Consider the following 24,671-nt stretch of genomic DNA (forward strand, 5'->3'; position numbering starts at 1 on the left):
ATTTATTTGTTATTAGGCTGCAGGATTAGTGCGCGCCTGCACCGCCTGTATCGCTACCGTGGTTCTGAAGATATTTCAGTAGCGTACGTTCTTCTGTTTTAGACAGACGGTAGTAAGAGCTCATGGCTTTCAGACTTGCGATCCAGCCATTTGCAGTAAAATGGCCTGGTGCTGGCGCCGCGTGACAAGCGTTACAAGTAGAGCCGTACATTTCTTCTGCGTAGTTCCAGATAGGCTGGATGCTATCGATCATGTCAGCTTTAGTAATCCAAGCTTGTACCGTTACGTTCTGCCATACGATGTCAGTTGCTGGATCAGTTTCTTCCTTAACAATCTTCTCGTTAGCTTTGATGTCACCACGGATAGTCGCTTTAAATACGCGCTTACCCATGTACTCTGTCATAACGCGACCTTTACCTGCTTTTTCTAGCCAGCCATTTACTTCAACTTTTAGCATGTCGCCTTTACGTTCAAGTACAGTTACTTCAGACGCTGGTAGTAATTTACCTTCTGATTTAGCGTTAGCATCGTCAGTGGCGAACATATCTTTCTCACCAAGAGAGTAAAGCTTGTCAGCTGTTGCGCCTTGAGAAGTCGCTTCAGCTTGAAGGTTTTGGTAATCCTTCTGGAAACCACCAGCCATGTTTGGTAGTTCGTGCGCAATACCTTTGTGACATTCGATACAGTTCATGTCTTTTGCAGCAGCGTCTGTCATTGCAGCAGCAGCTTCAGGTGATTGCTTAGCGTGATCCATTGCAGAGTAATTGTGACAGCTCTTACAGGTGCTCGAATTTTGCTTTTTCATTCGATCCCATACCATCTGAGCTAATTCTAAACGGTGCTCTTCAAACTTTTCAGGCGTATCAATCTTTTTGGTAATAAACTGGTTATATACGTCTTTTGATGCCATCAGCTTAGTTTGAACCATACCAACTAAATCTTTAGGTTGGTGACAGTCCACACAGTCAGCTCGAACACCAGAGGCGTTTTTAAAGTGTACAGATTCTTTATACTCGTCGAAGTTTTGCTGCATGGTATGACAACCGATACAGAATTCATTGGTTGATGCGTGTTCAAAACCTTTATGTACAGCAAAGATACCAACTAGGGTGATAACAATACCAACAAATACAAGGGCAAGAATCGAATACTTGCTACTTGGTTTTGTCAACATCTGCCAAAGTCTTTTCATGTTGAATGATTCCATTTAAGAATGAATGCCCGCCGTAAGCTACGGTGACGTTATAAATTTTATGGGGTAATCTTATGTCCACGATGTGAATAAGGTTAATGGTACGAATGAATAGCAAACTCATGTTTATGACAAATTGTGAATAACAACGGTTTGTGCTAACGTTTCGTAAGAACACCTAAAAAACTAAAAGAGACAAACATGACTCATCACGTACTTGTTGTGGAAGATGAAATTGTTACCCGTACTAAGCTGGTAGGGTATTTCGAGAATGAAGGATATAAGGTTAGCCAAGCGGATAGTGGCGCACAGATGCGAGAGATCATGGCGACCGAAAATATCGACCTCGTCATGCTTGATATTAACCTTCCTGGCGAAGATGGTTTGATGCTTACACGTGAGCTTCGTAGCCGCTCTGAAGTGGGTATTATTTTGGTCACAGGACGTACTGATAGTATCGATCGTATTGTGGGTTTAGAGATGGGTGCAGATGACTATGTCACTAAACCTTTTGAGCTTCGAGAGCTCCTTGTTCGAGTGAAAAACTTGTTATGGCGCATGACCTTAGTGGAAAAAGCACGTGACGAAACTATGGTCGAAATGCAGGAAGATAACATCATTCGTTTTGGTGAATGGCAGTTCGATATTAACAAACGAGCGCTGACTCATAATGGTCTTCCGGTGAAGTTAACTAAAGCGGAATATGAGCTATTAGTAGCCTTCTCTTCACACCCAAATGTAGTGTTGAGTCGTGAACGTATTTTAAATATGTTAAGCCATAGAGTCGAAGCGCCAAACGATAGAACTATCGATGTTTTAATTCGTCGTATGCGTTCTAAAATGGAGTTAGATCCAAAGAACCCACAGATTTTTGTTACCGTTCACGGTGAAGGATATATGTTTGCAGGGGATTAATTTCCTCGAATAAGACATATAATTGATATCAAAAATCGCATATTCAAGCGAAACATTTTGAAATAAAAAGGCCATATCATTCTGTGATATGGCCTTTTTTCTAGAACAAAATGCGCTAATTTCTTGATATAAATCAATCAACGAATAGGTATTTTTTCGCTTATTTTTTAACCAAAAATACTGATTGATAACTATTATCAAGGTTGAGCTTGTTTTTAACGTCTTATTAACATTGTTAATAGAAATAAAGAACAATAATGAGATCATATCGTTAACAATACAAAAAAATAATGACAGAATATGAAAAAGGCAATTTATTGAACGGCGCTCAAAATCAAGCAATGAATACTTATCTTAGAAATAAGAAACAGTATGCGAGAGATAGAAGTAGATATTTGACCGATTATTGAAGCTATTCATACTACAATAATGTGCTGTTAATAGTTGATTTGCAGATTATTCATAAGATAGACATAGAATTTTTTGATTGTTAATGGTTATAAAATGTAAAACGCCCAGTAAAACTGGGCGTTAACGCTGAATAATCAAAAAAATAATATAGATAAACGTGCTATTTATATCGATCTTCGTTCTTTTTTCTCATTATTTCTGCGGTTAAGTTTTCTATTTTTGGCAGACTAATCGTACTTTCTTTTGCTAATTGACGTTGTTCGCTTAACACGTCTTGTAAGATAGTTTCTGTCGTGAGTGGGTTAGCTAACACAACGCGGAATACTGTTGTGATCTTATGTTGCCATTTCTCGGGTGTAATGCGGGTTCGAGATACAAATGATTTACCGGATTCACGCTGACGTTTCTGGATGAACTTGGTTAAGTCATTAAGTAACTCCAGTAATGTTTCGCGTTCTTCATCTGTAGCGATTAATAATGCTTGCTGCGTCGCTTCCGGAACATAACGGTAAGTCAGCAAGCAAAGCTCAGGTTCAGTAACCAACTCAAAATCTATTTGTTGTTTAATTAAATCAGCAAAATAACGTGCATTTTCGATACTGTTGTTAATCAACAATTCATAGCCAGGGCGACTAATTATATTCATACTAGCGTATAGCAACATAGCCATACCGCTTCGTGACCCCTCTAAGGTGTGACTACCTAAATCTTTCGATCCTTTTCGCAGAATATATTCAGCATGATGTTCAATTGCCGTCATGAGCTCTGGGTTTTTAAAGATCACCATGCCCGCACCCATAGGGATATATAACTGCTTATGAGCGTCGATTGTAATAGAGTCGGCGCGTTCAATCCCTTTCAATAAGTGACGGTACTTATTCGACATTAATGTCGCGCCACCCCAAGCTGCATCAACATGAAAATGACAATCGTGCTCAGTGGCAATATCCGCTAATTGATCTAGGGGATCGACATTACCTGTTTCTGTTGTGCCGGCAATACCAATAATGGCGAAGGGTTTAATGTTACGTTGTTTAAGATCCGCTAACGTCGACTGTAAGTGGTCGATATTGATGCGGTTATTATCATCAGTTTTGATTGAAATAAGGCTATCACGACCAATGCCTAAAACATCCGCTGATTTCTTTAACGAGTAGTGTCCACGTTCAGACACTAAGATCGCTAAATCATCATAGCCGTAGTGTTTCATAGCACGAAATAACCCTTCTTGGGCAATACCTTTAAAATCCCCATCAGGTTTTAATACTGTATTTCTTGCTACCCATAAAGCTGTGATATTGGCAATCGTCCCACCAGAACAAAAAGCACCTAAGGAATGGTCGGCACTATGCATCCATTGCTGATAGAAGCTTTCATTTTCATTGAAGATGAGCTTATGAAGCATGCCTAAAACTTGACGCTCAAGTGGAGTGAAAGCTTTAGATGTTTCGATTTTTACGAGGTTTTGATTCAGCGCGATCATGATCTTAGAGAGCGGCATCATGAAGTAAGGCAGGGCTGAAGTCATGTGACCAATAAAGCTTGGCGCTGAGGTGTGGACTGATTGTGAAACCAGCTTATTTAATAGAAATTGAGTGTGCTCAGAGACAAAGCTCGGTATTTCAGGAATTGCTGGATCGGAAAAATCTTTCTCTATTTCGAGCAGTGGTTTTTCTGTTGCAGCAATGTGAGTACGCAGAAATTCATTTAAGTTTTCTGATAGCTCTTTTTCTATCATTCCCAGTGTTGAATCTGGGGCTTCCGGTACTGTAAAAATTCGATGCAGAGATTCTTGCGATGCATCGGCAGTGCGATTATTAACAGCCATAATACTCAGTAACGTTTCTTTAACTTTGGTAAAGTGCTGTTAATCTAATAGAAAAGTAGTGTTATGTCTCGTAAAATTTATGGCTCTGTATCATAACAGAGCCATAATTCTCATCGCTTACAATGAAGAAGGGATAGCACTTATTGTTGTTAGAAGCTGTAGTTCATACCTAAGCTAACAAGCATAGTATCTTCATCATAGAAGTTGATATTAGATTGTGTGGTGTTGTAACCGACCAATGAAACAACGCCCCAATTCTTCCAACCAAATGGTTGTTTATATTCATAAGCAAGAAAGGCACCTAAACGGTCGTCTTCTTGTTTTTTATCAAAAATAGGGTTTTCTGCATCAAATAAAGCTTTCTTATAACTTAAAGTAAAGGCTAGGCTTGAACGCTGGAAGATTTGAATAAATGTTGCTGAGCCACCAAAAATATCGGAAGACATTGCTTTGCCGTCAGCATCAATACCGCTGTAGTTTAATGCGGTACGGATCATTTGAGTCCGGCTCAGTGGAAGTAGGTAACTTCCTTCAACAAAAAAGAGTTTTGCGTTTCTATCTAGTAGGGCTTTATCAATAGCAAAGCCTTCTCCACTTTTTTCTTGATCTACTTTATAACGACCATATGCAGTATCTAACGAGAACATAGAGTCTGCAATATTCTCCCACTGTGCACGTACCGCTTTTACATTACTTCCTGTTTTAACACGTGGCTCCCCTGTTAAATAGGGGTTTTGCCATGTTTTAAATTCTAATAATCCAGGAATGTAACTTAACGAAACAGTACCGTTTTCTTCAAGTTTTTGTCGAAAGCCAAGTTCAGCATGGAAGCGCCCTAATGCGACATCAGAACGATCAGTACCAAAAAATAATTGCTGTTTAGCATTGCTGAAAGTGTACGAAAGTGTACCAAGTGGCGCGATAAGTGTGTGGCCTTGCTCATCACCAGCTGAATTCAAATTTGAGGTGGTAGCATTATCAGAATCAAACTGTGAATTTGTTTTAGTGTATGCGGCCAAAAGTGAGATATCACCGCTGATACCTGGTGTCCAATCCACAGGTTTTGCTACTGCATTAAAACTTGCAACTACGGTACATAAACCAATATAAATCGGTTTCATTTTACGCATCCTTTTCTTCAATTATTCATTACTGTAATAGTGGTTAACGTAAGGAATAAAAATAAAGTTTAAATATAGATTAATTTTATATTAGCGATGGATGTTATTGAATGGAAAAATAGTATTTTGTTACTTATTTGATAATAGATTTATTTATTCAATGTAAATTGGAATAAAAATCCATCACACCACGTTGATAATTGCTCTTAATTTACGGAAAAGCAGGAAAATAAGAGCAATATTTTAAAGGGGTATTTGCATGTTGATGTAGCTAATTTCTGCTTTTTTTTATTGTAGGTATCTAAAGGATGTTTGATATCGGCAGGATGCGTTAATAACTCTGCACATGCGCCGCATAATTCATAATTTTTGTCATGTGGTGTAGATTGACGATCGTTGAATGCTTTTTTGCCGTTATACCTAGAGGTGTATATTTCGTAGAACGTGTTTTAACATCGGCTTGGAGAGTTTGAGCCACTACTCAGCAGAATTATCTAAACTTTTTTGGGTTGGATCATTCGCTAAATATTAATTAAAAACTTCACGATTTAATTTAAAATGATTCATACGTCCTTGTAGCAACTAGGCACTGACTTCTTTTAAATCGGGATGTTTTTGTAGTGTCATATCGACAAGGTTTTTATACCATTCAAGCGAAGCGTCTATGTATTGATAATATTTATTACTATGACATTGTTGAACTGATGCAAGAGCAGACGTTGGTGCTAAAGCCATAATAATCGGTGTTGTCGCAAGTTTAATGCAAGATATACAGTATTGACATTAATGTGATAATTATCTGAATTCCGAATAATTTAATTGATAACAAAGATGTAACATAACTATACTTAGGTTAACAAAATGTTACATTTGCAAAGGTTAAAGATTTTAAGGGGCAAAGTATGGATAGTAATTTGAAACTTGCTGTAGTTACAGTAACACTGACGCTAACGACAATCTTTAGTTACGCAGCAGTAGCCTTATCAGCGTAATGCAATGACAAGTTAAAGACATTAAGATAGAGCCTTTATCTCTTTAATTTGTTTTTTATAAGCGATTCCAACTCTTAAATTAAATACGTATATTACGTCAGAGTGTTTTCTAACCTTTGGGGGAGAAATGAATTATCTGCCGTTTAGTTTGAGTGCTTTTGATGAAGAATCGATATCACATTTTTCATCACAGCTTTTTGATGCACATAATAAGAAAATAGCATTAGTTGTTCAGGGTGGGGGACAGCGTGGTATTTTTTCGGCTGGTGTATTAGACAGTTTCTTAGACCACGAGTTTGACCCTTTCGCTTTGTATATAGGCACTTCTGCAGGTGCTCTTAATTTGTCTTCATTTATTAGTCGTCAGCCACGTTTTGGCTATCAATTTATTCAAAACTACACGACAACGGATAAATTTTTTAGCTTATATAAGTACTTAAGTAAACAACAGCCAATGAATCTTGATTGGGCGCTGCAAGTTGTTTCTCCCTCTGGTGAATTAGCCCTCGACTTTCATAAGGCTAAAAAAACCCTTCAACATCGACAGGCATTCGCCTGTGCAACACGTAAAGATACCCTTAAAGATATCTATATGCCGATGTACCAAGATGATTGGTATGAGGTTTTACGTGCGAGTTGTGCTATTCCTGTTTTATACAATTTACCTGTTAATATGAATGAGTTGGAATGGGTCGATGGTGGTGTGAGCGCTGCGATACCGGCTAAGGAAGCATGGCGACGAGGGGCTGATTTGGTTATTGTTATTCGAACTGAGCCTCTCGATCATGACAATCATACCGATAAGGGGATCTTTGATGATTGGCGAGAAAGTGTTGAAGCCTACTTACCATACTATATTAATAAGCTTAGCCTTAATGAATCTGTAGATAGAATTAAAACGGTGCATCATGAATTAAGTCACCGTTTTGAACAGTGGCGTGAACAATACCGTAACGACACAATCCATATTCAAGATAAAGAAGATATACAGAAAGAACTTACCAATCGAGATAGTCAAAGTGAAGATACATTGAAGCAGCCTGTTTTTGGTAATAAGAGTTGGCTATCACATATTAATATTGAACGTTTATTAAAGCTTGCAGGACAGAGTAATAACATCGACGTAGTTGAAATGTTGGCACATTATTATAAAACTTACCAAGATGTGAATGATTTTTTAGTGAACCCGCCCGAGGGGTTACAGGTTATCCAAATCGCGCCTGAAAAGTCATTGAATAGTCGAGCATTATTAAGTAGCAAAGATGATTTAGAGATGGATTATCGAGAAGGAAAGATAATTGGACGTAAGTTTCTAGATTGTTTTTCAGATATTTTAAATGAAAAAAGCAGTTTAATGCAGTATATGCGAGATGAGTGAGTCGCAATAATATGAGTAGAATAAAGCCTTGATATCCTCCTCACTTATTGTGATTGGAAAGTTACCAAGACTTTATTATTTGACGATATTAGTTATTTAAGAAATTGGCCATATCGTGCTGCATTGTTATTGTTGTCTCTTTAGATGATGTTGCATCTAACAAAGAGGTATGTGTACCAACAGCATATTCTTGCCATGTTTTATTACCGCTATTTGTTGATAAACCCAATTGTTTGATCAAAGGCTCTGTGCCTGTAAATGGTGAATATGGTAATTCAGTTGGCTTTGTAATATTTGGAATGGTGGAATCACCTTTTACCATTTGCACAAAGATAGGGAGTGATTGTGAAATGCCGTGAGCAAGGTTAATTGGATCGACTGGATCCATTACAGTTTGTGCAGCATAAGCAAATTTCACATAATCTTGTGTCCATTTAGTAACAAGAGCAGGTGATTGATTACCAATACTGGCGTTATAACAACTACTAATATCTTTTTTCTCTGTTAAGACACATGTCCCAATTGTCTGAAGAAATTTACCTGTGTCAATAACATCAGGTGTTATTTCTGTTGGGTTAGTAATTGTACCTTTTAAAATTCCGGCTTTAAGTAATCCACCAAAACTACCTGAGTTTAATAATAAGTAAGGGATCTCTGCACCAGGGTTTGCCAACGACAATTTATTAATCGCGAAATATTGTTTATCGAAGTTTGGATCAAGGGTCGGGCGGTTAGCAATATTACCAACATTAGTGCCAACAATGGCGCCTAATGAGTGTCCTGCAAAGCTCACACCTTTATTTGGATTCAACATATCTAATGGTGAAATAGTTTTAGTATTTACACCATCATTTTGTTTTTGCTTAATATCAGCAAATAACTGTCCAATAGATGCACGAAGATTAACCACATCAATAGTACTTTGACGCAAGTTATCGCGAGCGACAGTTAGGTTTTCCAAGTTTAAATACATGGAAGGATCCGTGGAGGCATTTTTGTATGTTGTGTTACCGTTCTGATCTGTGATGTGAATACCACGATCTTCACCATGAAGTGGTTGGTTGATGGCGAAAATCGCTCGACATTGATCACCCACGAGGGTTTCAGCTAAAGAAGGTAAACCTTCACTCTGTGCCGTTAATACATTTTTATCTGCAGTAACGCCGTGCTGGAAAATCGTTACGTTGTTCGCACCAAGGCTTAGACACTTTGGATTGCTAGGTAATACCAAGGTGTAATTAATCGTTTGAACAGATTTAAGTTCAGGGACAGCGCTATAGCGAGTAATGACACGTTCAGGATCAAGTTGTTTTCCATTGGCAAGGAAGAGTTTTTTACCCATTAACTTTGTTAATACTTCGATTTGTGTTTTTGGATTGGTGGCAACTTGCGCCATATCTTCCTGTGATACACTAAAATCAGATAATTGCTCTAGTACTGTCGCTTTATCGGCATCAGTGCCATTACTTAATACATATTTAATTTTTGCAAGACTAGGCATACCACTTTGCCAAGGAGTATTCATAAACTTGTTAGCACGAATATCTAAATAATAAGGAAGAGAAAGTGTTCCTTGATAGATATTAATATTGCTTTTTTCTTTATCGTTATCTTCAACTTTTGTTGGTTGGGAGAACCTAAAGAGTGTAGATAATTGATCTTGAGTTACTGCGGTTGCAAGTGCAGAACCTTGCCAAACATTTGTAGCGCCATATTGTAGCGCCTCTTCTGTTGCCATTTTTGCAGCAAATAAAACATCACCTGATGAGAGAGTTGTGAACCATGTAGAGAAGATAATATTGTCACTATCTACGCCAACTTGTTCAAACTCAGCTTCTGTTGCATGGGTGATCTTTTGTGCTGGAATTAATGCCGCAGCTGGTGGCGTACTATCGGCCTTTAATAAAGCGTAGGAGTTGCTCATACCCACCGCTTTACCATTAACATCTTTAAGATCATTTGTTACTGCAAACATGTAGTTGCTCGCGGGATCTAAAGGTTTAAGCAACATTACGATTAAGCTATTGCCTGAAACCGTTACCATAAAGTCCCCGTTCTGCTGAGATAACAGCGTTGGCTCTGTGGTATTGTCTAATTTGGTGGGATCGCCTGATTTGATCAAGTAAAAACTATTTGCAGCAGTCGCTGGATCAAGCCCCTTACCTTTAAAATTAATTGTAATAGGCTGGGTTGTACTCCAACCATCGGTTTGTCCCATTGCGATTTCAGGTGCAGTTGCGCCTTCACGTGTCGCTAATGTGCCATCTTGTGCATCCATACCTAGATAGCTAGGGAGCACGATGGTTTTATTTGCTGACAGTAAATCAAAATCAATCTTTGTTTCTGCTTTTAAACTGTCTGCAATATCAGGATCAATGGTTGGTTTAACGGTTGTTTGGCTACCGCCACCACAACCAACTACGCTTAATGCAGACGCGACGATTAATGCGATTGAATTAAATTTCATTTTATTTTTCCAAATAATTAATTAGTTACAACGCATTAAAAGCGATAGTTAAGCTGTGCTGCGGCAAGGTAGGCTTTACCACGAGAGGTAAACGTACTGTTATCTTCAACAAATGTTATTTTCTTACTATGGATATAAGATAAGCCCATATCAACAGACAGATCTGGGTTGAAATGGTAAGTCGCACCTGCTGAATACCAGTAACGATCAGTATCTGGAATACTTAGTGTTGCTTGACCTGCATTTTGGTCAAGGGCAAAACCGTAACGCAGTGTCCATTCATCATTCATGGTGTAAGTCGTACCGACAGCCCAACGATAGGTATCTTTGTAGTTTTCTTTTTTCAGTAAACATGTGCCTGCTTGACCATTAAAGCCTGGCTTACATTGCGAGCTAGTGGCACGAATTTCTTTAAACTTGTTGTACTGTGTCCACTGTAGGCTGTAGCTGATCGCCCATTGTGAATTTAGCTGATGGAAACCAGAAAACTCTGCAATAGCGGGTAAGGGTAAAGCAAGATTAGCCGCAACCGTATTATTCGGCTTACCAGTGATTGGGCCCAAATAATCGGTAAAATCACCATCAAAGTTAAGATTAACTTGAGAGCGGTAACTTAGGCCAAAACGGTTATTCTGATCTAATTCATAGAGTGCGCCAATATTCCAGCCCCAGCCCCAACTTGTACCTTTTAAGTTGATTGCATTGTCACTTGGCTGGCTATTGGGAACTGCTAGTGAAAGCGCACCTAAACGGCGATCAAACTCGGCATTAGCATAAACAAGACTAACACCACCACCAATGCTGAAGTGTGGGTTTAAACGGTAGGCAATATTTGGATTAAAGTTGAATGTTTCAAGGGACGTTTTGCCTGCCAATGATCCTGCGTTGAAATCATTAGGGTACTTTGTTGTTACACCGTAATTACTGAAAAGTGCAAGACCAACTGCGACTTTGTCATTGATTGGTTGAATATAATAGCCCGCAGGAACAAAGCTAACGGGGGCAATATTTTTTGCGCCTTGATCAAAGCTATGATCGTAAATATCAACAGAGGGTATGACAACACTTGCCACGGTAGCGACTTCTGCGTGTTTAAATAGGGTCATCGCGGCAGGGTTGCGAGCTAGCACCGCAGCAGTATCAGCAAAGGCAGCATCGCCTGCATAGGCACGACCTAAACCCGCAGCTGAATGTTCTGATACTTGATAGCCAGCAGCATAGCTTTGGCTTGAAATGGCTAGGCCAATAACACATGCAATATAACGTTTTTTAATGGACATTAATTGTCTCTCTTTTTATTAGCTTCTTGCTCAGCCAAAGGTATGACAAATGGCGGCATAATTTTTAGAGAGAGAAGTATATGTATACCTAATAAGAATACTAAGTAAATTTGACAATTGTCACATAAATAGCGTTTGTTTGGCTGTGTTTTATTCTCACAGTTGTTTTTTTATACAAATAAAATGAGCTTAAAATTAAAGTATTTGCTCTAATATCAGTCGTATAAATTATAAATTGTTTAAAAAAGGAACGAAAATAAAGAGGGTAGCTGTATTGGCTTCAGAAAAAATGACAGTTAATAATGATAGTTTATATAGATAACTATAACTATATTAGAATAAAAAACGCGATAAGAGAGAGCTCCTATCGCGTTATATTTGGTGGCTAGTACTAAAACTTAATGATTAAGCAAGTACAGTTTGTAGCCAAGGCCAGCCTTGTTTCTTACGGCTTAGCGTATTTTCCATCATTAGAACGCCATCTTTTGCATGAGCGTCTAAAATGTTGTTCCAATCACCAGTGTAAAGTAGGCGAGTAGTACTTGTTGTAATGTCTGTTAGCATTAGTGCAGCCATCGCTAAACCTTCTTCGTCACAACGACGTTGTAGATCTGCCTGAAGCTCTTCAATCATGCTGTCAACTTGCTCTAGTGTTGCAAGTTCAATTTGACCAACAACAACGTCACGGTTGTTGAAAGGGTAGCCTTTAAGATCTTTATCAACTAATTGCGCAGCAGTAAGACCTTCAATGTCAGTCTTTGCAATTAGTAGTGCTTTAATGAATGCTTCAAGATCTTGAACATCAGCAATTTGAGCAAGCTCGTGCACTGCGTCTTTATCTTTTTGTGTACATGTTGGCGATGCGAAGCCAACAGTGTCAGATAGGATTGCAGACATCATAAGAACAGCAAGTTCACGTGTGATTTCGTGGCCTTCAATCTTAAATAGGTTAAATAGAACAGTACAAGTACAACCTACAGGCCAGATCCATGCTTCCATTGGATTGATTGTCATTACATCACCTAGACGGTGGTGGTCAACAATACCTACAACTTCAGCTTCTGCTAGGTCGTCAGGTGCTTGAGCAAGATCAGAGTAGTCAACTAACCATACTTTCTCGCCAGCAACGCTTGTACGTAGCTCAGGAGCTGCAACGCCAGCTAGTTCAAGGATGTGTTGAGTTTCACGGTTCATTTCGCCTTGACGAATTGCTGTCGCTTCAAGACCACGTGATTTAAGAAGTGCTGTACAAACTAGTGCAGAGCAAATGCTATCACTATCAGGGTTTTTGTGACCTACTACTTGGATCATGATGTTTCCTTAACTAAGTCATGCAATATTTAACTGAATGACGTAATACGATTTAACTTAATTACAGCCGATTATACCTATAAGCCTGCATTTTTATAGGTATAAGTGTTATCAAGCTTATTGAGTACCGAGGATTTTAGAGATTTTTTTCTTATATTCAACAAAATTAACAACTAGCAGAAAAAATAAAGGCATGGTTAATTAAAACCATGCCTTTTATCGTTATTTGAAGATAAAGATTTTAAATTTCTGCTTACGCGTTTTGTGCTTGCTCAATTGCTACTGCAACAGCAACTGTTGCACCAACCATTGGATTGTTACCCATACCGATTAAGCCCATCATTTCTACGTGAGCAGGTACAGATGAAGAACCAGCAAACTGAGCATCAGAGTGCATACGGCCCATAGTGTCAGTTAGGCCGTAAGATGCAGGACCAGCCGCTACGTTATCTGGGTGAAGAGTACGACCAGTACCGCCGCCTGACGCAACTGAGAAGTAATCTTGGCCTGCTTCTAGACGTTCTTTTTTGTATGTACCAGCAACTGGATGTTGGAAGCGAGTAGGGTTAGTCGAGTTACCTGTAATAGAGATATCAACATTCTCGCGGTGCATAATCGCTACACCTTCACGCACATCATCAGCACCGTAACAGTTAATTTCGCCACGTTGAGTTTGAGAGAAACGACGCTCATTAACGATTTCAAGTTCACCAGTAGTGTAGTTGAACTGAGTTTGTACATAGTTAAAGCCGTTAATACGAGCAATAAGGTAAGCTGCATCTTTACCCAAACCGTTAAGAATAACGCGTAGTGGGTTAGTACGTACCTTGTTTGCGTTTAGTGCGATTTTGATTGCACCTTCAGCCGCTGCATATGATTCGTGACCAGCTAGGAATGCAAAACACTGAGTTTCATTACTTAGAAGACGAGCACCTAGGCGACCATGACCTAAACCTACTTTACGTTGGTCAGCAACAGAACCTGGAATACAGAATGCTTGTAGACCTTGACCTAAAAACTCAGCAGCTTCAGCCGCGGTTTTTGCGCCTTCTTTTAGTGCGATTGCAGCACCTAGAACATATGCCCATGATGCGTTTTCAAACGCAATAGGTTGGGTTTCTTTTACGATATCGTAAGCGTTAACACCTTTATCTTCGATGTATTGACGCGCTTCTTCAAGAGAAGCAAAACCATATTGTTCTAGAACGGGTGTGATTTGGTTAATACGACGATCAAAGCTTTCAAATAATGCAGCCATGATAAAATCCTCAATAAATTTAGCAAATTAGGTGTAATTAAATATATGGATAACAGCTTGGCTGATTATTCGTGACGAGGATCGATTGTTCGAACCGCTTCGTCAAAACGACCATATTGACCTGTTGCTTGTTCCATTGCTTGATCTGCTGGAACACCTTTACCGATTGATTCCATCATCTTACCGATGTTAACAAAACGGTAGCCGATGATTTCGTCGTTGTCGTCAAGTGCAATTTTAGTAACGTAACCTTCAGCCATCTCCATGTAGCGAGGGCCTTTTTCACGAGTACCGTAATGCGTACCAACTTGGCTACGTAAACCTTTACCAAGATCTTCAAGACCAGCACCAATTGGTAGACCGTCTAAAGAGAAAGCCGTTTGTGTACGACCGTAAACGTATTGAAGGAAGATTTCACGCATTGCAACGTTGATAGCATCACAAACAAGGTCTGTATTTAGTGCTTCAAGGATAGTTTTGCCAGTGATGATTTCTGAAGCCATTGCCGCAGAGTGAGTCATACCTGAACAACCGATAGTTTCGATTAATGCTTCTTCGATGATGCCGTTTTTCACGTTTAAAGTTAGTTTTGCAGCACCTTGTTGTGGTGCACAAGTACCACAACCGTGGCTAACACCAGAAATTGCAATAACATCTTTAGGTTGTACCCAACGACCTTCAACAGGAATGGGTGCAGACTCGTGATGTGGACCACGAGAGATAGGACACATATTTTGTACTTCAGTTGAGTATTGCATTGCTCTGCCTCACTAGACACCGCGTTACTAATTATAAAACTCAGAGTAGGGAAGAGTTGTATAACGCTCAGCCGTGTTGAATTGATAATTCTTTATCGAGCAGAAAATAGAAGAGGACAAAAATGAAATAACAACGCGACGAATGCAAAAATTATTATAATTAATTAAAATTATAACTATCCATTTAAACAAATACACGGTCCTCGACGATTTAAAGTCGAATGTTGTTAGACGTCATTATCCTTGATTGAAAGGCGGTTAAAGGAGGAACATCATCTCCCGCCATAAATCTATTATTTATGGCAAACGATTTAGAGATATAAATATCTGTTTCGTTGATAGTATAAATATACTCTTTTATTTTTATACTGTGTAATTTAAAAAAAAGAATAAAGATTTCAAATATGAAAGAATTGAATGAGAATAAATATCATTTTATTCTCATAAGTCTCTAATGTTTATCTTTTTTAATATTGTTATCAATATATTTCTCTAAATCAGAAAAGGGCATTGGTTTTGCGTAATAAAATCCTTGAATTAAAAATACACCTTGGTCTCTTAAATAATTGACTTGTTCTTGTGTTTCCACACCTTCAGCAATCATGGTCAATTTTGCTTCTTTTCCGAAACTAATAATAGCGTTTAAAATATTGGCTTTAACGTCACTAGTACCGATTGTATCAATAAACATTTTGTCTATTTTTAAGGTGTTAATGGGTAACTCTTGAAAATAACTAAAGCCACCGAAACCCGTTCCTGCATCATCGAGTTTAATGGAAATACCATGGTCAATTAATCGCTGCATCACTTCTTTTGCAGAGATTACGTTTGTGAACTGAGTTCTCTCGGTTACTTCAATCGCAATACGGTGATTAGAAACTTGCGCTGAAGATAATGTGGCGAGCAATTTTGTTGCAAACGTTTGATTTTGAAGTTGACGCGGTATGACATTAATACTGATATAAAAGTTGTCATGGATGTTAGATAGTTTTGAAAGATCCTCGGCAACTTGTGAAATGAGAAGATCTGTTATCTCGTAAATTTGTTTATTTTGTTCGGCAATATTAATAAAAATAGCGGGTGAAATAATCTCACCATCAGCTTTACACCATCGAAGTAAGCTTTCACAACCTACAATAGAACCTGTTACCGAATTGATAATGGGTTGATAATAGGGTATGAACTCTCTTTTCTTAATACCACGGTCAATAGCCATCTTAATCGTTCGCTGTTGAGGGCGTAACCCTAAAAACAAACAAATGATAAAGACCAAAATGCTAAGAAAGGTATTTACGAGATCAAGCTCAGAATGCACAATATCAGTTAACCCTTTATGTGTAACGTAGACATCGATGTAAATATTATCACTGAGGTTTTCTGTGAATTTATGATAGTGAGTATTGGTATTTATTTTTGATTGAATATTAATTCTCTTATTTTTATAGCCAAGAAAAATAACAACATTTCGCTCATCTGTATTATTAAAATACAGTTGACGATTTAAAGGGTCAGTGATTGTGATTAGATAACTATTGTTAGGAAAATGTCGAATAATTTTAATTCGACTACCTAAATATGGGGTAATGGTGTAGTTATCCAATGTAATTGCATTTTTGCTGTCAAAACTTGCATTAATAGGCGAATGAAGGCCATATATTGAACAACTCGTTTCTGGTGTGATTAATCCTAGAAAAGTGATATTAGTAGACATGTCATTGGCTATTTGCATTTCTTTAATATCGTGCTTTGAACAGGTAAAAGTTAGCTTAGGTATTAATTTTTCCATACCTTCTGTAGCAATAATTCCTTTATACTCAGGTGGATAAAGATCAGAATCTAACGTTTTTATACCTGTGTCTAATAGCAGATTCGATGGCTCTTCAATTTTATTCTTTAAATTGACACGGTGATAAAGTTCATATTGGAATAGAACAATTTTTAATACATTCTGCATTAGAAATATCAGGCAAAAGCCTAAAATAAAAACGATTAAAGGTTGCTTCCAACGAAGTAATAAATTGTTATTCATAAGATTGAAATTACCATCGATTCTAACTAGGTATATTCTATTATTTTTTAGATATTTATTTCAAATATAAATACAAATTTTGAATAAACAACTAGAAAATTAGCAATTATGGCTATATATTTTAACGCATACATAACCTTAAGTTAAATATTGTATTATTTATTAACCTAATAATGGAGTTGCAGTAAATGCAAAATATTTATAAAAGTGATGGTTTATTATTTAAATCACATTGGTTTACTGTTCCGCTGAATTATAAAAATTCTCATCAAGATAAAATTACGGTTTATGCCAGAGAAGTGGTGAAGCAAGATCATGAAAATGATGATTTGCCGTGGTTAGTTTATTTACAAGGTGGGCCTGGATTTCCATCACCACGCCCGACGGGCAATTCAGGATGGCTTAAGCAAGCACTAACAAAATACCGCGTATTACTGCTTGATCAACGAGGTACAGGGAAAAGCTCTCCGATTTCTCATCAAACATTGTCTGATAAAACGTCAGAGCAACAAACAGAATATTTAAGCTATTTTCGTGCTAATAATATTGTTAAAGATGCTGAATTTATTCGTGAAGCACTAAATATTAAACAATGGGCTATTTTGGGACAAAGCTTTGGTGGGTTCTGCGCATTGCATTATTTATCTTATTACCCTGAGTCATTAACACGTGCTTATTTAACCGGAGGTATTCCGCCGATCACAGGGCATGCTGATAACGTTTATCGTGCTACTTATAAACGTGTACTCGCTAAAAATAATGCTTTCTTTTCGCGCTTTCCAAATGCACAACAGCAATGTGTCGATATTGCTAATTTCTTATTGGACAATGACGTTCGGTTACCTAATGGCCAACGTTTTACTGTTGAACAATTCCAACTGTGGGGGATTAATTTAGGTCGAGGTGGTGGTGATTTAGCCATGTACTACATTCTTGATGAAGCTTTTATTGACGTCGGTGGTAAACCTGAGTTGAGCTACAGCTTTTTAAACCAAATGTTGTTAGAGCAAAGCTATCAGACAAATCCTATCTACGCGATTTTGCATGAATCTATCTATTGCCAACATGAAGCATCGAACTGGTCAGCACAACGTGTACGTAGTGAATACCCACAGTTTAATTACGCAAAGGGAGAAGATTTCTTCTTCACTGGGGAAATGGTCTATCCGTGGATGTTCGATCAACTGCATTGCTTACAACCACTAAAAGTTGCGGCAGAGTTACTTGCAGCCAAAGATGATTGGTCTAGTTTATATGATGCTCAGCAATTAGTGAACAATACCGTTCCCGTTGTTGCTGCTGTCTATGTTGATGATATGTACGTTGATTATGATTTAAGTTGCCAAACTGTGGCAGGATTAAAGCACGCTAAAGTATGGGTGACCAATGAATATGAACATAATGGCTTAGGTGTTGCTGGAGATGTGATTTTATCTAAATTGATGACGTTAGCTGATAACCTATAAAATAGTCGAGCAAATTGCTTAGGTATTAGATGTGTTATAATATAACATATTAACAATAGTACACGTGAGTTCCTGCTGCACAGTTCGATAAATTTAACCTGTTGGTGATCTTTTTAAACGATTAATCACGTATTATCTTTGTTTAAAGCGCAGCACTGTTGTCATGTGGTAATTTTCGCTATTATTCACAGGTTGAAATTAAGTCGATAGTCATCATAAGCAACAACATTCCTTATGATTGAGTATTAGCAAATGCTTAGGAAGAATATGGTAAATGTTAGGGCGAGAGTGCCTTTTAAAGTTGGTTTAAAAAGCAATATTCCTGCAGATTTGCTTTCGTTCAATGGGCTTGAGTCTGGTAAAGAACACGTTGCCGTTATTTTTAAAGATGCAGATAAAACAACAGCACCCTTGGTGCGTATGCATTCTGAATGTTTAACTGGTGATGTCTTCCACTCATCTCGATGTGACTGTGGTGAACAGTTAGATGAAACTATTGAAAAGATGGGTGAGTTAGGCGGTATTATTCTTTATCTTCGTCAAGAAGGCCGTGGTATTGGTTTGTACAATAAAATTGATGCTTATAAGCTTCAAAGTGAAGGTATGAACACATATGAAGCGAACAATCATCTCGGTTTTGGTGACGATTTACGTGATTTCAGTGAAGCGGCATATATGTTGAAAGCACTGGGTTTAACTGAGATTCGACTTGTTACTAATAACCCTAAAAAGATTCGTGAATTAAGCGAAAATGGTATCAATATTGTTGAAGTTGTTGGTACTAAAGCGCATGTAAAAGATGGTAATGAAAGTTACCTTAAAACCAAAGCAAGTCATGGTCATCATCGCTTTAATTTCGAAAATTAAGCCGTATTGTTCGTAAAAAAGAAGCCCTGTATTGCTCGCAGGGCTTTTTTGTATATGTACAATTTTTCTAAACAATATTTCCTACATTTACGCATTAGAAAATGTAATCCAAATTCAAATTTTATTCGTGCTAAATCAAGCAATATCTTCTTGTCTTAATCCAGCATCAGGATTAACATCTCGTCTTAAATTTAGTCATAGGTTCTAATATAAGAATTTATATTGAATGTTGTATTCAATATTCATTGTTAAATTAGAATTTTATTCTGTTTGTTGAGCTCGTTTTTAATTTTATCGGGTTCTTTATGAAATATTATTCTGTCTGAGGGTAATGGTTGTGGTTAAGCAATCGTCTTCGAATATGGGTAAGTTCCTATTCTTACTTATTATTTTTATTGCTGTTGGGCAAATGACCCAAACAATGTATGTGCCAGCAATTCCAGAAATGGCGACGTTCTTTGGTGTTAGAGCTGCTTCTTTACAGGCAGTGATGGCCGCGTATTTAATTCCTTATGGTTTATCGCAGTTTGTTTATGGGCCGTTATCTGATCGTATTGGTCGACGTCCCGTAATGATCAGCGGTATGGTCATTTTCTTGATCGGTACTGTTATTGCGTTAGTTGCCCCAAGTTTTGATGTACTACTACTTGCTAGTTTTATTCAAGGTATGGGTACTGGTACAAGTGGTGCAATGAGCCGAACAGTTACACGCGATTGTTATGACGGTGATGACTTACATAAAGTAAATAGTTTAGTCAGTATGGGGGTAATCTTCTCTCCATTGATCGCACCAGTATTAGGTGGCTATTTATCAGAACACCTAGGCTGGGAATCTATCTATATTTTCCTTTTAGGTTTTGGTGCACTTGTAACACTTGCCCTAATGCGTTCTTTTGGCGAAACATTACCCGTTGAAAATCGCCGAGCGGAGCGAGTATGGGTAAGTTACCGTTATGTGTTATCTAATCGTCGTTTCCAAGGTTATGTGGTGTGTTTAATTGCCACATTTGCAGGTGTCGCTACGTTTGAAGCATCAGCAGGGGTATTACTGGGTAGTGTATTAAAACTTGATCCGAGTACCGTAAGCTGGCTATTCATTGTGCCTTTACCGGGTTATTTATTGGGTTCTTGGGGCTCAAATAAACTGATGAAGCGATTGGGCACAAACCGCGTTTTATTCTTGGGTATGTTTGCATTACTTACAGGCGCAATTACGATTATTATTCCAGGCATGGAAGGGCTGGTAACAGTTACTAGTTTAATTGGTGGTGCGTTTATATATTTTATTGGGGCTGGCGTTTTATTTCCTGCTGCTACCACATTAGCTATTCAGCCGTTTCCGCATCATGCTGGTACAGCAGGAGCTGTGCTTGGTGGGCTTCAGAATTTAGGCGCAGGTTTAGCGACACTAGCTGCATCAGCAATGAGTGCGCAAAGTCAGTTTAACTTAGGTGCTGTACTTTCAGTAATGGCAATTATTGTCGTGTTGAGTTTGGTGTGGATTCGACGTAGTGAGAAACACGACATCACTATACTGGCAAGTTAATTAAGCTCTATTATTTTTTGTGAAAGTAAAAAAAGGCGATATCACATCAATTGAAAAGATGTTGATATCGCCTTTTTTATATCAGGAATACGATGTCTAATCGCGTTTCCATAAAATATGACAGCCTTTGTTTTCAGGATCACGGCTGATTAGCATGCGTGCAAACACGTCATCTAGTTCATCGTTTTCTTCGTTAACAAGACCAATGATAACTTCAGCAAAAAGCTCTTTATCCACATCAAAACCAGCGTGTTCTGCCCAGTCATCACGTGTTTCAACGATTTCAGCTGCACCACGATCTTCAAATTGTGCAGTGAATAATAATACGTCTGCTGGCTCTAAGTTATCTTGTGCCATTTCTAAGAAAATATCGTATGCCGCATCGATAACGTCATCGTAAGAAATCAGGTTTTGAGTTTCCATAGATTAAGATCTGTCTCTTTGTTTGTAAGAGTGGTGATTATACTAAAACCGCAGTAAGAAGCGATGCCTATGATAGTTTGAATGAAAATTTAAGCAGAAAAACAGCGATTTTGAGTTTTTACTATCGATAGGTTGAATTTGGTAGTATATAGAGAGAATAAAGCATAAAAATCTACATTTTTATTACGATTTGTTATTGCTGTTTTTACGGATTGAAGCTGTCTATGAGTTGTATTTGTAATGAAAACACTACCTGTTCTTGATGAATTAACCCCATTTCAAGCACCTTATATGCCAGTGTTATTAGCTTTGGTAAAACAATTTCAGGCTGAGTTTTCAGAGCAGATACACAGCATATACCTTAATGGCAGTGTTGCCGCTCGTTGCGCGAGAACAGAACGTTCGGATCTTAATATAACACTGGTTGTTAATAGATCATTATCGGCATCAGAAAACCGTGTATTAGACTCACTTTGTCAACAAATAGCCTATCGTTATAACGTTATCACTCAGGTTGATCTGACGGTGGTTACGCGAGATGAAGTGATGACACTGGCATCGATTTTTAAATGGGGTTTTTGGTTTAAGCACTGTAGCGTATGCCTTTATGGCGATAGCTTGGCGACACAATTTGGTTTGTTTGAACCGAGTTGGGAGATAGCAAAAGCGTTTAATAGTGATATAAAAAAGGTACTTGCGGATTGTCGTAGTAAAATCATGGCAACGAAAAGCGTGACAGAATATAACGCATTGTGCCGAAAGGTGGGTAAGAAGATGCTACGAAGTTGTTTTATGCTGGTGGCACATCGCACATCGAGTTTAGCTTATAGTGAACAGCAATGTGCAGACTTCTTTCTTCATTTTTATCCTGACAAAACAGTCGATATTGAACGTATTCAAATTCTAATTAATGGTCCGCAAGTGCCCAAACGTGCCGCTTTGTTTTTAGTTGAACATGTTGGTGATTGGATTGTGGCAGAGTTTGAAAAAATAGAAAAAAAGATCGGGTGATCATATCAACAGCAGAGGTTTTATTTGCAGTCGTTAACAACGGGTTTTGTCTTAACTCGCCAAAGTCGTGACATTAATGGACAAACAGAAATCATTCTCTGGGTTAAAACAGAAAATGGTCCATATCGTTTGTCTATTATAGGAGATAAGCCTGTTTTCTTTGTTCGTACAGAGCAAAAAGCGCAAGCTCAACAGGTATTAACGAGTGCGAATATCACGACAGAGTGGAAAGATCTGCCACTTAAAACCTTTCAACATCATGTTGTTTCTGCCTGTTATTGCCAGACTATTCGAGATGGCTTCTCTGCGGTAAAAGCACTTTCTGCTGAGCTTATTGATGTTTTTGAATCAGATATTCGTTTAGCTGATCGCTACTTAATGGAGCGTTTTGTTCGTGGCGGCTTGGTCTTTACCGGTGATCAACGTCAGCGTTCTGGTCATATTGAAGTCACAAAAACTAAAGTAAAACCTATTGATTATGTGCCAACGCTGAGTGTCGTATCGTTAGATATTGAATGTTCTGAAAAAGGCGTACTGTATTCTATTGGTTTACACAGCGATGCTGATAGCCGAGTGATCATGGTAGGGCAAGCACCTGATGGTTATAGCGATTCTAGTGCATTGTTCATCGAATGGGTTGAAAATGAAAAGGCGTTATTGCAATCGTTAGAGTCGTGGTTCATGGCTTTTGATCCTGACGTGATCATCGGATGGAACGTGATCGACTTTGATTTTCGTTTATTACTGCATCGTGCTGAGTGGAATAAAGTTAATTTACGTATTGGTCGTGGACGACAAACGCCGCATTATCGACCATCTTCGCAAAATCCTAATCAAGGTTTTATTACTGTTCCTGGGCGAGTCGTCATGGATGGTATTGATACGCTTAAAACAGCGACCTATAACTTCCGTTCGTGGTCGCTAGAGTCGGTTTCACAAGAATTATTGGGTGAAGGTAAAGCGATTCATAACGTACACGATCGGATGGCGGAAATTAATCATATGTTTCGCCATGATAAGCTCTCTCTTGCTAAATATAACTTACAAGATTGTGAGTTGGTGACTCGCATTTTTGAGCACACCCATTTACTCGATTTTGCTATTGAACGTTGTCGTTTAACTGGTGTGGAATTGGATCGTGTAGGGGGCTCTGTTGCTGCCTTTACTAACCTTTACATGCCGCAATTACACAGAGCAGGTTATATCGCACCAAACCTTGTTAGTGATAATTGGATAGCAAGCCCGGGTGGTTATGTTATGGACTCTAAACCCGGGTTATATGATTCTGTATTAGTCCTCGATTTTAAATCACTATACCCTTCGATTATCCGATCTTTTCGGATTGATCCTATGGGGCTAGTCGAAGGGTTAAACCAAGAAGAAGGTAAAGCCGATCACCAAGCTATTAATGGGTTTCGTGGCGGACGCTTTCATCGGACCAAGCATTTCTTGCCGAAGATGATTGAAGATTTATGGGCTGCACGTGATCAAGTCAAACGTGATGGCGAAAAAGCGTTTTCCCAAGCAATAAAAATCATCATGAACTCATTTTATGGTGTATTAGGATCGTCAGGCTGTCGTTTCTTTGATCACCGTTTAGCTTCATCGATTACTATGCGTGGCCATGAAATAATGAAATTAACTCGAGAGTTAATTGAAGCTAAAGGCTATGAAGTAATTTATGGTGACACCGATTCAACTTTTGTATCACTTAAAAAAGCCCATTCACAAGATGATGCAAATGCTATTGGTAATGACTTAGTCGCTTATATCAATCTGTGGTGGACAGAACATCTACGTGATGAATATGGCTTAACGTCGGCTCTTGAGATTGAATATGAAACCCATTACCACAAGTTTTTAATGCCGACTATTCGTGGACAAGAAACGGGTAGTAAAAAACGGTATGCCGGTTTAGTGTGGCGAGGGGATAAAGAAGAGATCGTATTTAAAGGGCTAGAGACGGTACGAACTGACTGGACACCATTAGCTCAGCATTTTCAGCAGTCATTGTATCAAATGGTTTTCCATGATCAGGATGTTGATGATTATGTCCGTGATTATACTCAGCGAACGTTAGCAGGGGAGTTTGATGATTTGCTTATTTACCGTAAGCGATTAAGACGAAATTTAGCGGATTATCAGAAAAATATACCACCACAGGTACGTGCAGCCCGTTTAGCTGATGAAATGAACCTAAAATTAGGTCGCCCTCGTCAATATCAAAATAAAGGGACGATTGAATATGTATTTACGGTATCAGGTGCCGAGCCAAGTGAGTATCGTCAAAGTCCTATCGACTATAACCATTATATTGATAAGCAATTAAAACCGGTTGCAGATGGTATCTTGCCGTTTATAGGTAAATATTTTGATGATATTACTGCGCCGCAGTTAGGATTGTTTTAACCACTACCA

At 38.3% G+C, this 24,671-nt stretch carries 18 protein-coding genes and 1 riboswitch; of the genes, 8 read left to right on the forward strand and 10 right to left on the reverse strand.

Annotation, left to right across the window (positions count from 1 at the left end; all coding sequences use genetic code 11):
* Positions 1 to 25 precede the first annotated feature (25 nt).
* Entirely contained in the window at positions 26 to 1,192 is a 1,167-nt protein-coding gene (torC, locus tag BTO08_RS04565) for a pentaheme c-type cytochrome TorC (RefSeq protein WP_105060067.1), read from the reverse strand.
* A 201-nt stretch (positions 1,193 to 1,393) separates the two neighbouring features.
* Between torC and torR the strand changes: the two genes are divergently transcribed.
* On the forward strand, positions 1,394 to 2,107 hold the full coding sequence (torR, locus tag BTO08_RS04570; RefSeq protein WP_045084784.1) for a two-component system response regulator TorR: 714 nt from the start codon (positions 1,394 to 1,396) through the stop codon (positions 2,105 to 2,107).
* A 571-nt stretch (positions 2,108 to 2,678) separates the two neighbouring features.
* On the opposite strand, the gene panP is transcribed toward torR, so the two are convergent.
* Positions 2,679 to 4,346, reverse strand: a complete 1,668-nt coding sequence (gene panP / locus BTO08_RS04575) for a pyridoxal-dependent aspartate 1-decarboxylase PanP (RefSeq protein ID WP_105060068.1) — start codon at positions 4,344 to 4,346, stop codon at positions 2,679 to 2,681.
* A 149-nt stretch (positions 4,347 to 4,495) separates the two neighbouring features.
* A complete protein-coding gene (locus BTO08_RS04580) occupies positions 4,496 to 5,467 on the reverse strand; it encodes a DUF2860 domain-containing protein (protein ID WP_105060069.1) in 972 nt (323 codons plus the stop codon).
* A 902-nt stretch (positions 5,468 to 6,369) separates the two neighbouring features.
* Here BTO08_RS04580 and BTO08_RS04590 point away from each other — a divergent pair.
* Positions 6,370 to 6,459, forward strand: coding sequence for a YnhF family membrane protein (locus BTO08_RS04590; protein ID WP_105060070.1), 90 nt, complete (start codon positions 6,370 to 6,372; stop codon positions 6,457 to 6,459).
* A 127-nt stretch (positions 6,460 to 6,586) separates the two neighbouring features.
* The gene (locus tag BTO08_RS04595; RefSeq protein WP_105060071.1) at positions 6,587 to 7,837 is read left to right on the forward strand and encodes a patatin-like phospholipase family protein; all 1,251 of its coding nucleotides are present in this window, start codon (positions 6,587 to 6,589) and stop codon (positions 7,835 to 7,837) included.
* An 88-nt stretch (positions 7,838 to 7,925) separates the two neighbouring features.
* Here BTO08_RS04595 and BTO08_RS04600 read toward each other — a convergent pair whose 3' ends face one another.
* From BTO08_RS04600 to BTO08_RS04625, 6 genes are all read right to left on the reverse strand, one after another.
* Positions 7,926 to 10,304 carry a VolA/Pla-1 family phospholipase gene (locus BTO08_RS04600; RefSeq protein WP_105060072.1) on the reverse strand — a complete coding sequence of 793 codons (2,379 nt, stop codon included), beginning with the start codon at positions 10,302 to 10,304 and terminating at the stop codon, positions 7,926 to 7,928.
* Between the two features lie 35 nt (positions 10,305 to 10,339).
* Positions 10,340 to 11,584, reverse strand: a complete 1,245-nt coding sequence (locus BTO08_RS04605) for an outer membrane protein transport protein (protein WP_105060073.1) — start codon at positions 11,582 to 11,584, stop codon at positions 10,340 to 10,342.
* A gap of 405 nt (positions 11,585 to 11,989) precedes the next feature.
* Positions 11,990 to 12,895: a manganese-dependent inorganic pyrophosphatase gene (locus BTO08_RS04610; RefSeq protein WP_045128477.1), complete on the reverse strand. Its 906-nt coding sequence runs from the start codon at positions 12,893 to 12,895 to the stop codon at positions 11,990 to 11,992.
* A gap of 253 nt (positions 12,896 to 13,148) precedes the next feature.
* Positions 13,149 to 14,153 (reverse strand): GGGtGRT protein, encoded by a 1,005-nt coding sequence (locus BTO08_RS04615; RefSeq protein WP_005368218.1) that lies wholly within the window; start codon positions 14,151 to 14,153, stop codon positions 13,149 to 13,151.
* A 65-nt stretch (positions 14,154 to 14,218) separates the two neighbouring features.
* Complete coding sequence (locus BTO08_RS04620) at positions 14,219 to 14,911, reverse strand: iron-sulfur cluster assembly scaffold protein (RefSeq protein WP_005368217.1); 693 nt, start codon at positions 14,909 to 14,911, stop codon at positions 14,219 to 14,221.
* A 221-nt stretch (positions 14,912 to 15,132) separates the two neighbouring features.
* Positions 15,133 to 15,200, reverse strand: a riboswitch (Fluoride riboswitch).
* Positions 15,201 to 15,362: 162 nt separating this feature from the next.
* Positions 15,363 to 16,940 (reverse strand): EAL domain-containing protein, encoded by a 1,578-nt coding sequence (locus BTO08_RS04625; RefSeq protein WP_105060074.1) that lies wholly within the window; start codon positions 16,938 to 16,940, stop codon positions 15,363 to 15,365.
* 188 nt (positions 16,941 to 17,128) lie between these two features.
* Between BTO08_RS04625 and BTO08_RS04630 the strand changes: the two genes are divergently transcribed.
* The 3 genes from BTO08_RS04630 to emrD all read left to right on the forward strand — a co-directional run bounded on the left by BTO08_RS04630 (position 17,129) and on the right by emrD (position 20,819).
* Positions 17,129 to 18,406, forward strand: a complete 1,278-nt coding sequence (locus BTO08_RS04630; RefSeq protein WP_105060075.1) for an alpha/beta fold hydrolase — start codon at positions 17,129 to 17,131, stop codon at positions 18,404 to 18,406.
* A 267-nt stretch (positions 18,407 to 18,673) separates the two neighbouring features.
* Positions 18,674 to 19,273 (forward strand): GTP cyclohydrolase II, encoded by a 600-nt coding sequence (locus tag BTO08_RS04635; RefSeq protein ID WP_039872226.1) that lies wholly within the window; start codon positions 18,674 to 18,676, stop codon positions 19,271 to 19,273.
* Between the two features lie 331 nt (positions 19,274 to 19,604).
* The gene (gene emrD / locus BTO08_RS04640; RefSeq protein WP_105060076.1) at positions 19,605 to 20,819 is read left to right on the forward strand and encodes a multidrug efflux MFS transporter EmrD; all 1,215 of its coding nucleotides are present in this window, start codon (positions 19,605 to 19,607) and stop codon (positions 20,817 to 20,819) included.
* A gap of 96 nt (positions 20,820 to 20,915) precedes the next feature.
* Here emrD and BTO08_RS04645 read toward each other — a convergent pair whose 3' ends face one another.
* Complete coding sequence (locus tag BTO08_RS04645; protein WP_005368211.1) at positions 20,916 to 21,242, reverse strand: HI1450 family dsDNA-mimic protein; 327 nt, start codon at positions 21,240 to 21,242, stop codon at positions 20,916 to 20,918.
* Between the two features lie 240 nt (positions 21,243 to 21,482).
* On the opposite strand from BTO08_RS04645, the gene BTO08_RS04650 reads away from it, so the two are divergent.
* Together BTO08_RS04650 and BTO08_RS04655 are read left to right on the forward strand one after the other, a co-directional pair.
* Positions 21,483 to 22,253 carry a hypothetical protein gene (locus tag BTO08_RS04650; protein WP_105060077.1) on the forward strand — a complete coding sequence of 257 codons (771 nt, stop codon included), beginning with the start codon at positions 21,483 to 21,485 and terminating at the stop codon, positions 22,251 to 22,253.
* A 24-nt stretch (positions 22,254 to 22,277) separates the two neighbouring features.
* On the forward strand, positions 22,278 to 24,662 hold the full coding sequence (locus BTO08_RS04655) for a DNA polymerase II (RefSeq protein ID WP_105060078.1): 2,385 nt from the start codon (positions 22,278 to 22,280) through the stop codon (positions 24,660 to 24,662).
* The last annotated feature ends 9 nt before the right edge of the window (positions 24,663 to 24,671 follow it).

The organism is Photobacterium angustum, from assembly GCF_002954615.1.
GTDB lineage: Bacteria > Pseudomonadota > Gammaproteobacteria > Enterobacterales > Vibrionaceae > Photobacterium > Photobacterium angustum_A.

Bases quoted from the DNA above. Each gene is read 5' to 3' on its own strand.
- BTO08_RS04650 (WP_105060077.1), top strand. From the start codon at position 21,483: ATGAAAACACTACCTGTTCTTGATGAATTAACCCCATTTCAAGCACCT.
- BTO08_RS04630 (WP_105060075.1), top strand. From the start codon at position 17,129: ATGCAAAATATTTATAAAAGTGATGGTTTATTATTTAAATCACATTGG.
- BTO08_RS04590 (WP_105060070.1), top strand. From the start codon at position 6,370: ATGGATAGTAATTTGAAACTTGCTGTAGTTACAGTAACACTGACGCTA.
- BTO08_RS04605 (WP_105060073.1), bottom strand. From the start codon at position 11,584: ATGTCCATTAAAAAACGTTATATTGCATGTGTTATTGGCCTAGCCATT.
- BTO08_RS04620 (WP_005368217.1), bottom strand. From the start codon at position 14,911: ATGCAATACTCAACTGAAGTACAAAATATGTGTCCTATCTCTCGTGGT.
- torR (WP_045084784.1), top strand. From the start codon at position 1,394: ATGACTCATCACGTACTTGTTGTGGAAGATGAAATTGTTACCCGTACT.
- BTO08_RS04635 (WP_039872226.1), top strand. From the start codon at position 18,674: ATGGTAAATGTTAGGGCGAGAGTGCCTTTTAAAGTTGGTTTAAAAAGC.
- BTO08_RS04600 (WP_105060072.1), bottom strand. From the start codon at position 10,304: ATGAAATTTAATTCAATCGCATTAATCGTCGCGTCTGCATTAAGCGTA.
- emrD (WP_105060076.1), top strand. From the start codon at position 19,605: ATGGTTGTGGTTAAGCAATCGTCTTCGAATATGGGTAAGTTCCTATTC.
- BTO08_RS04610 (WP_045128477.1), bottom strand. From the start codon at position 12,895: ATGATCCAAGTAGTAGGTCACAAAAACCCTGATAGTGATAGCATTTGC.
- BTO08_RS04595 (WP_105060071.1), top strand. From the start codon at position 6,587: ATGAATTATCTGCCGTTTAGTTTGAGTGCTTTTGATGAAGAATCGATA.
- BTO08_RS04615 (WP_005368218.1), bottom strand. From the start codon at position 14,153: ATGGCTGCATTATTTGAAAGCTTTGATCGTCGTATTAACCAAATCACA.
- BTO08_RS04625 (WP_105060074.1), bottom strand. From the start codon at position 16,940: ATGAATAACAATTTATTACTTCGTTGGAAGCAACCTTTAATCGTTTTT.
- torC (WP_105060067.1), bottom strand. From the start codon at position 1,192: ATGAAAAGACTTTGGCAGATGTTGACAAAACCAAGTAGCAAGTATTCG.
- panP (WP_105060068.1), bottom strand. From the start codon at position 4,346: ATGGCTGTTAATAATCGCACTGCCGATGCATCGCAAGAATCTCTGCAT.
- BTO08_RS04645 (WP_005368211.1), bottom strand. From the start codon at position 21,242: ATGGAAACTCAAAACCTGATTTCTTACGATGACGTTATCGATGCGGCA.
- BTO08_RS04580 (WP_105060069.1), bottom strand. From the start codon at position 5,467: ATGAAACCGATTTATATTGGTTTATGTACCGTAGTTGCAAGTTTTAAT.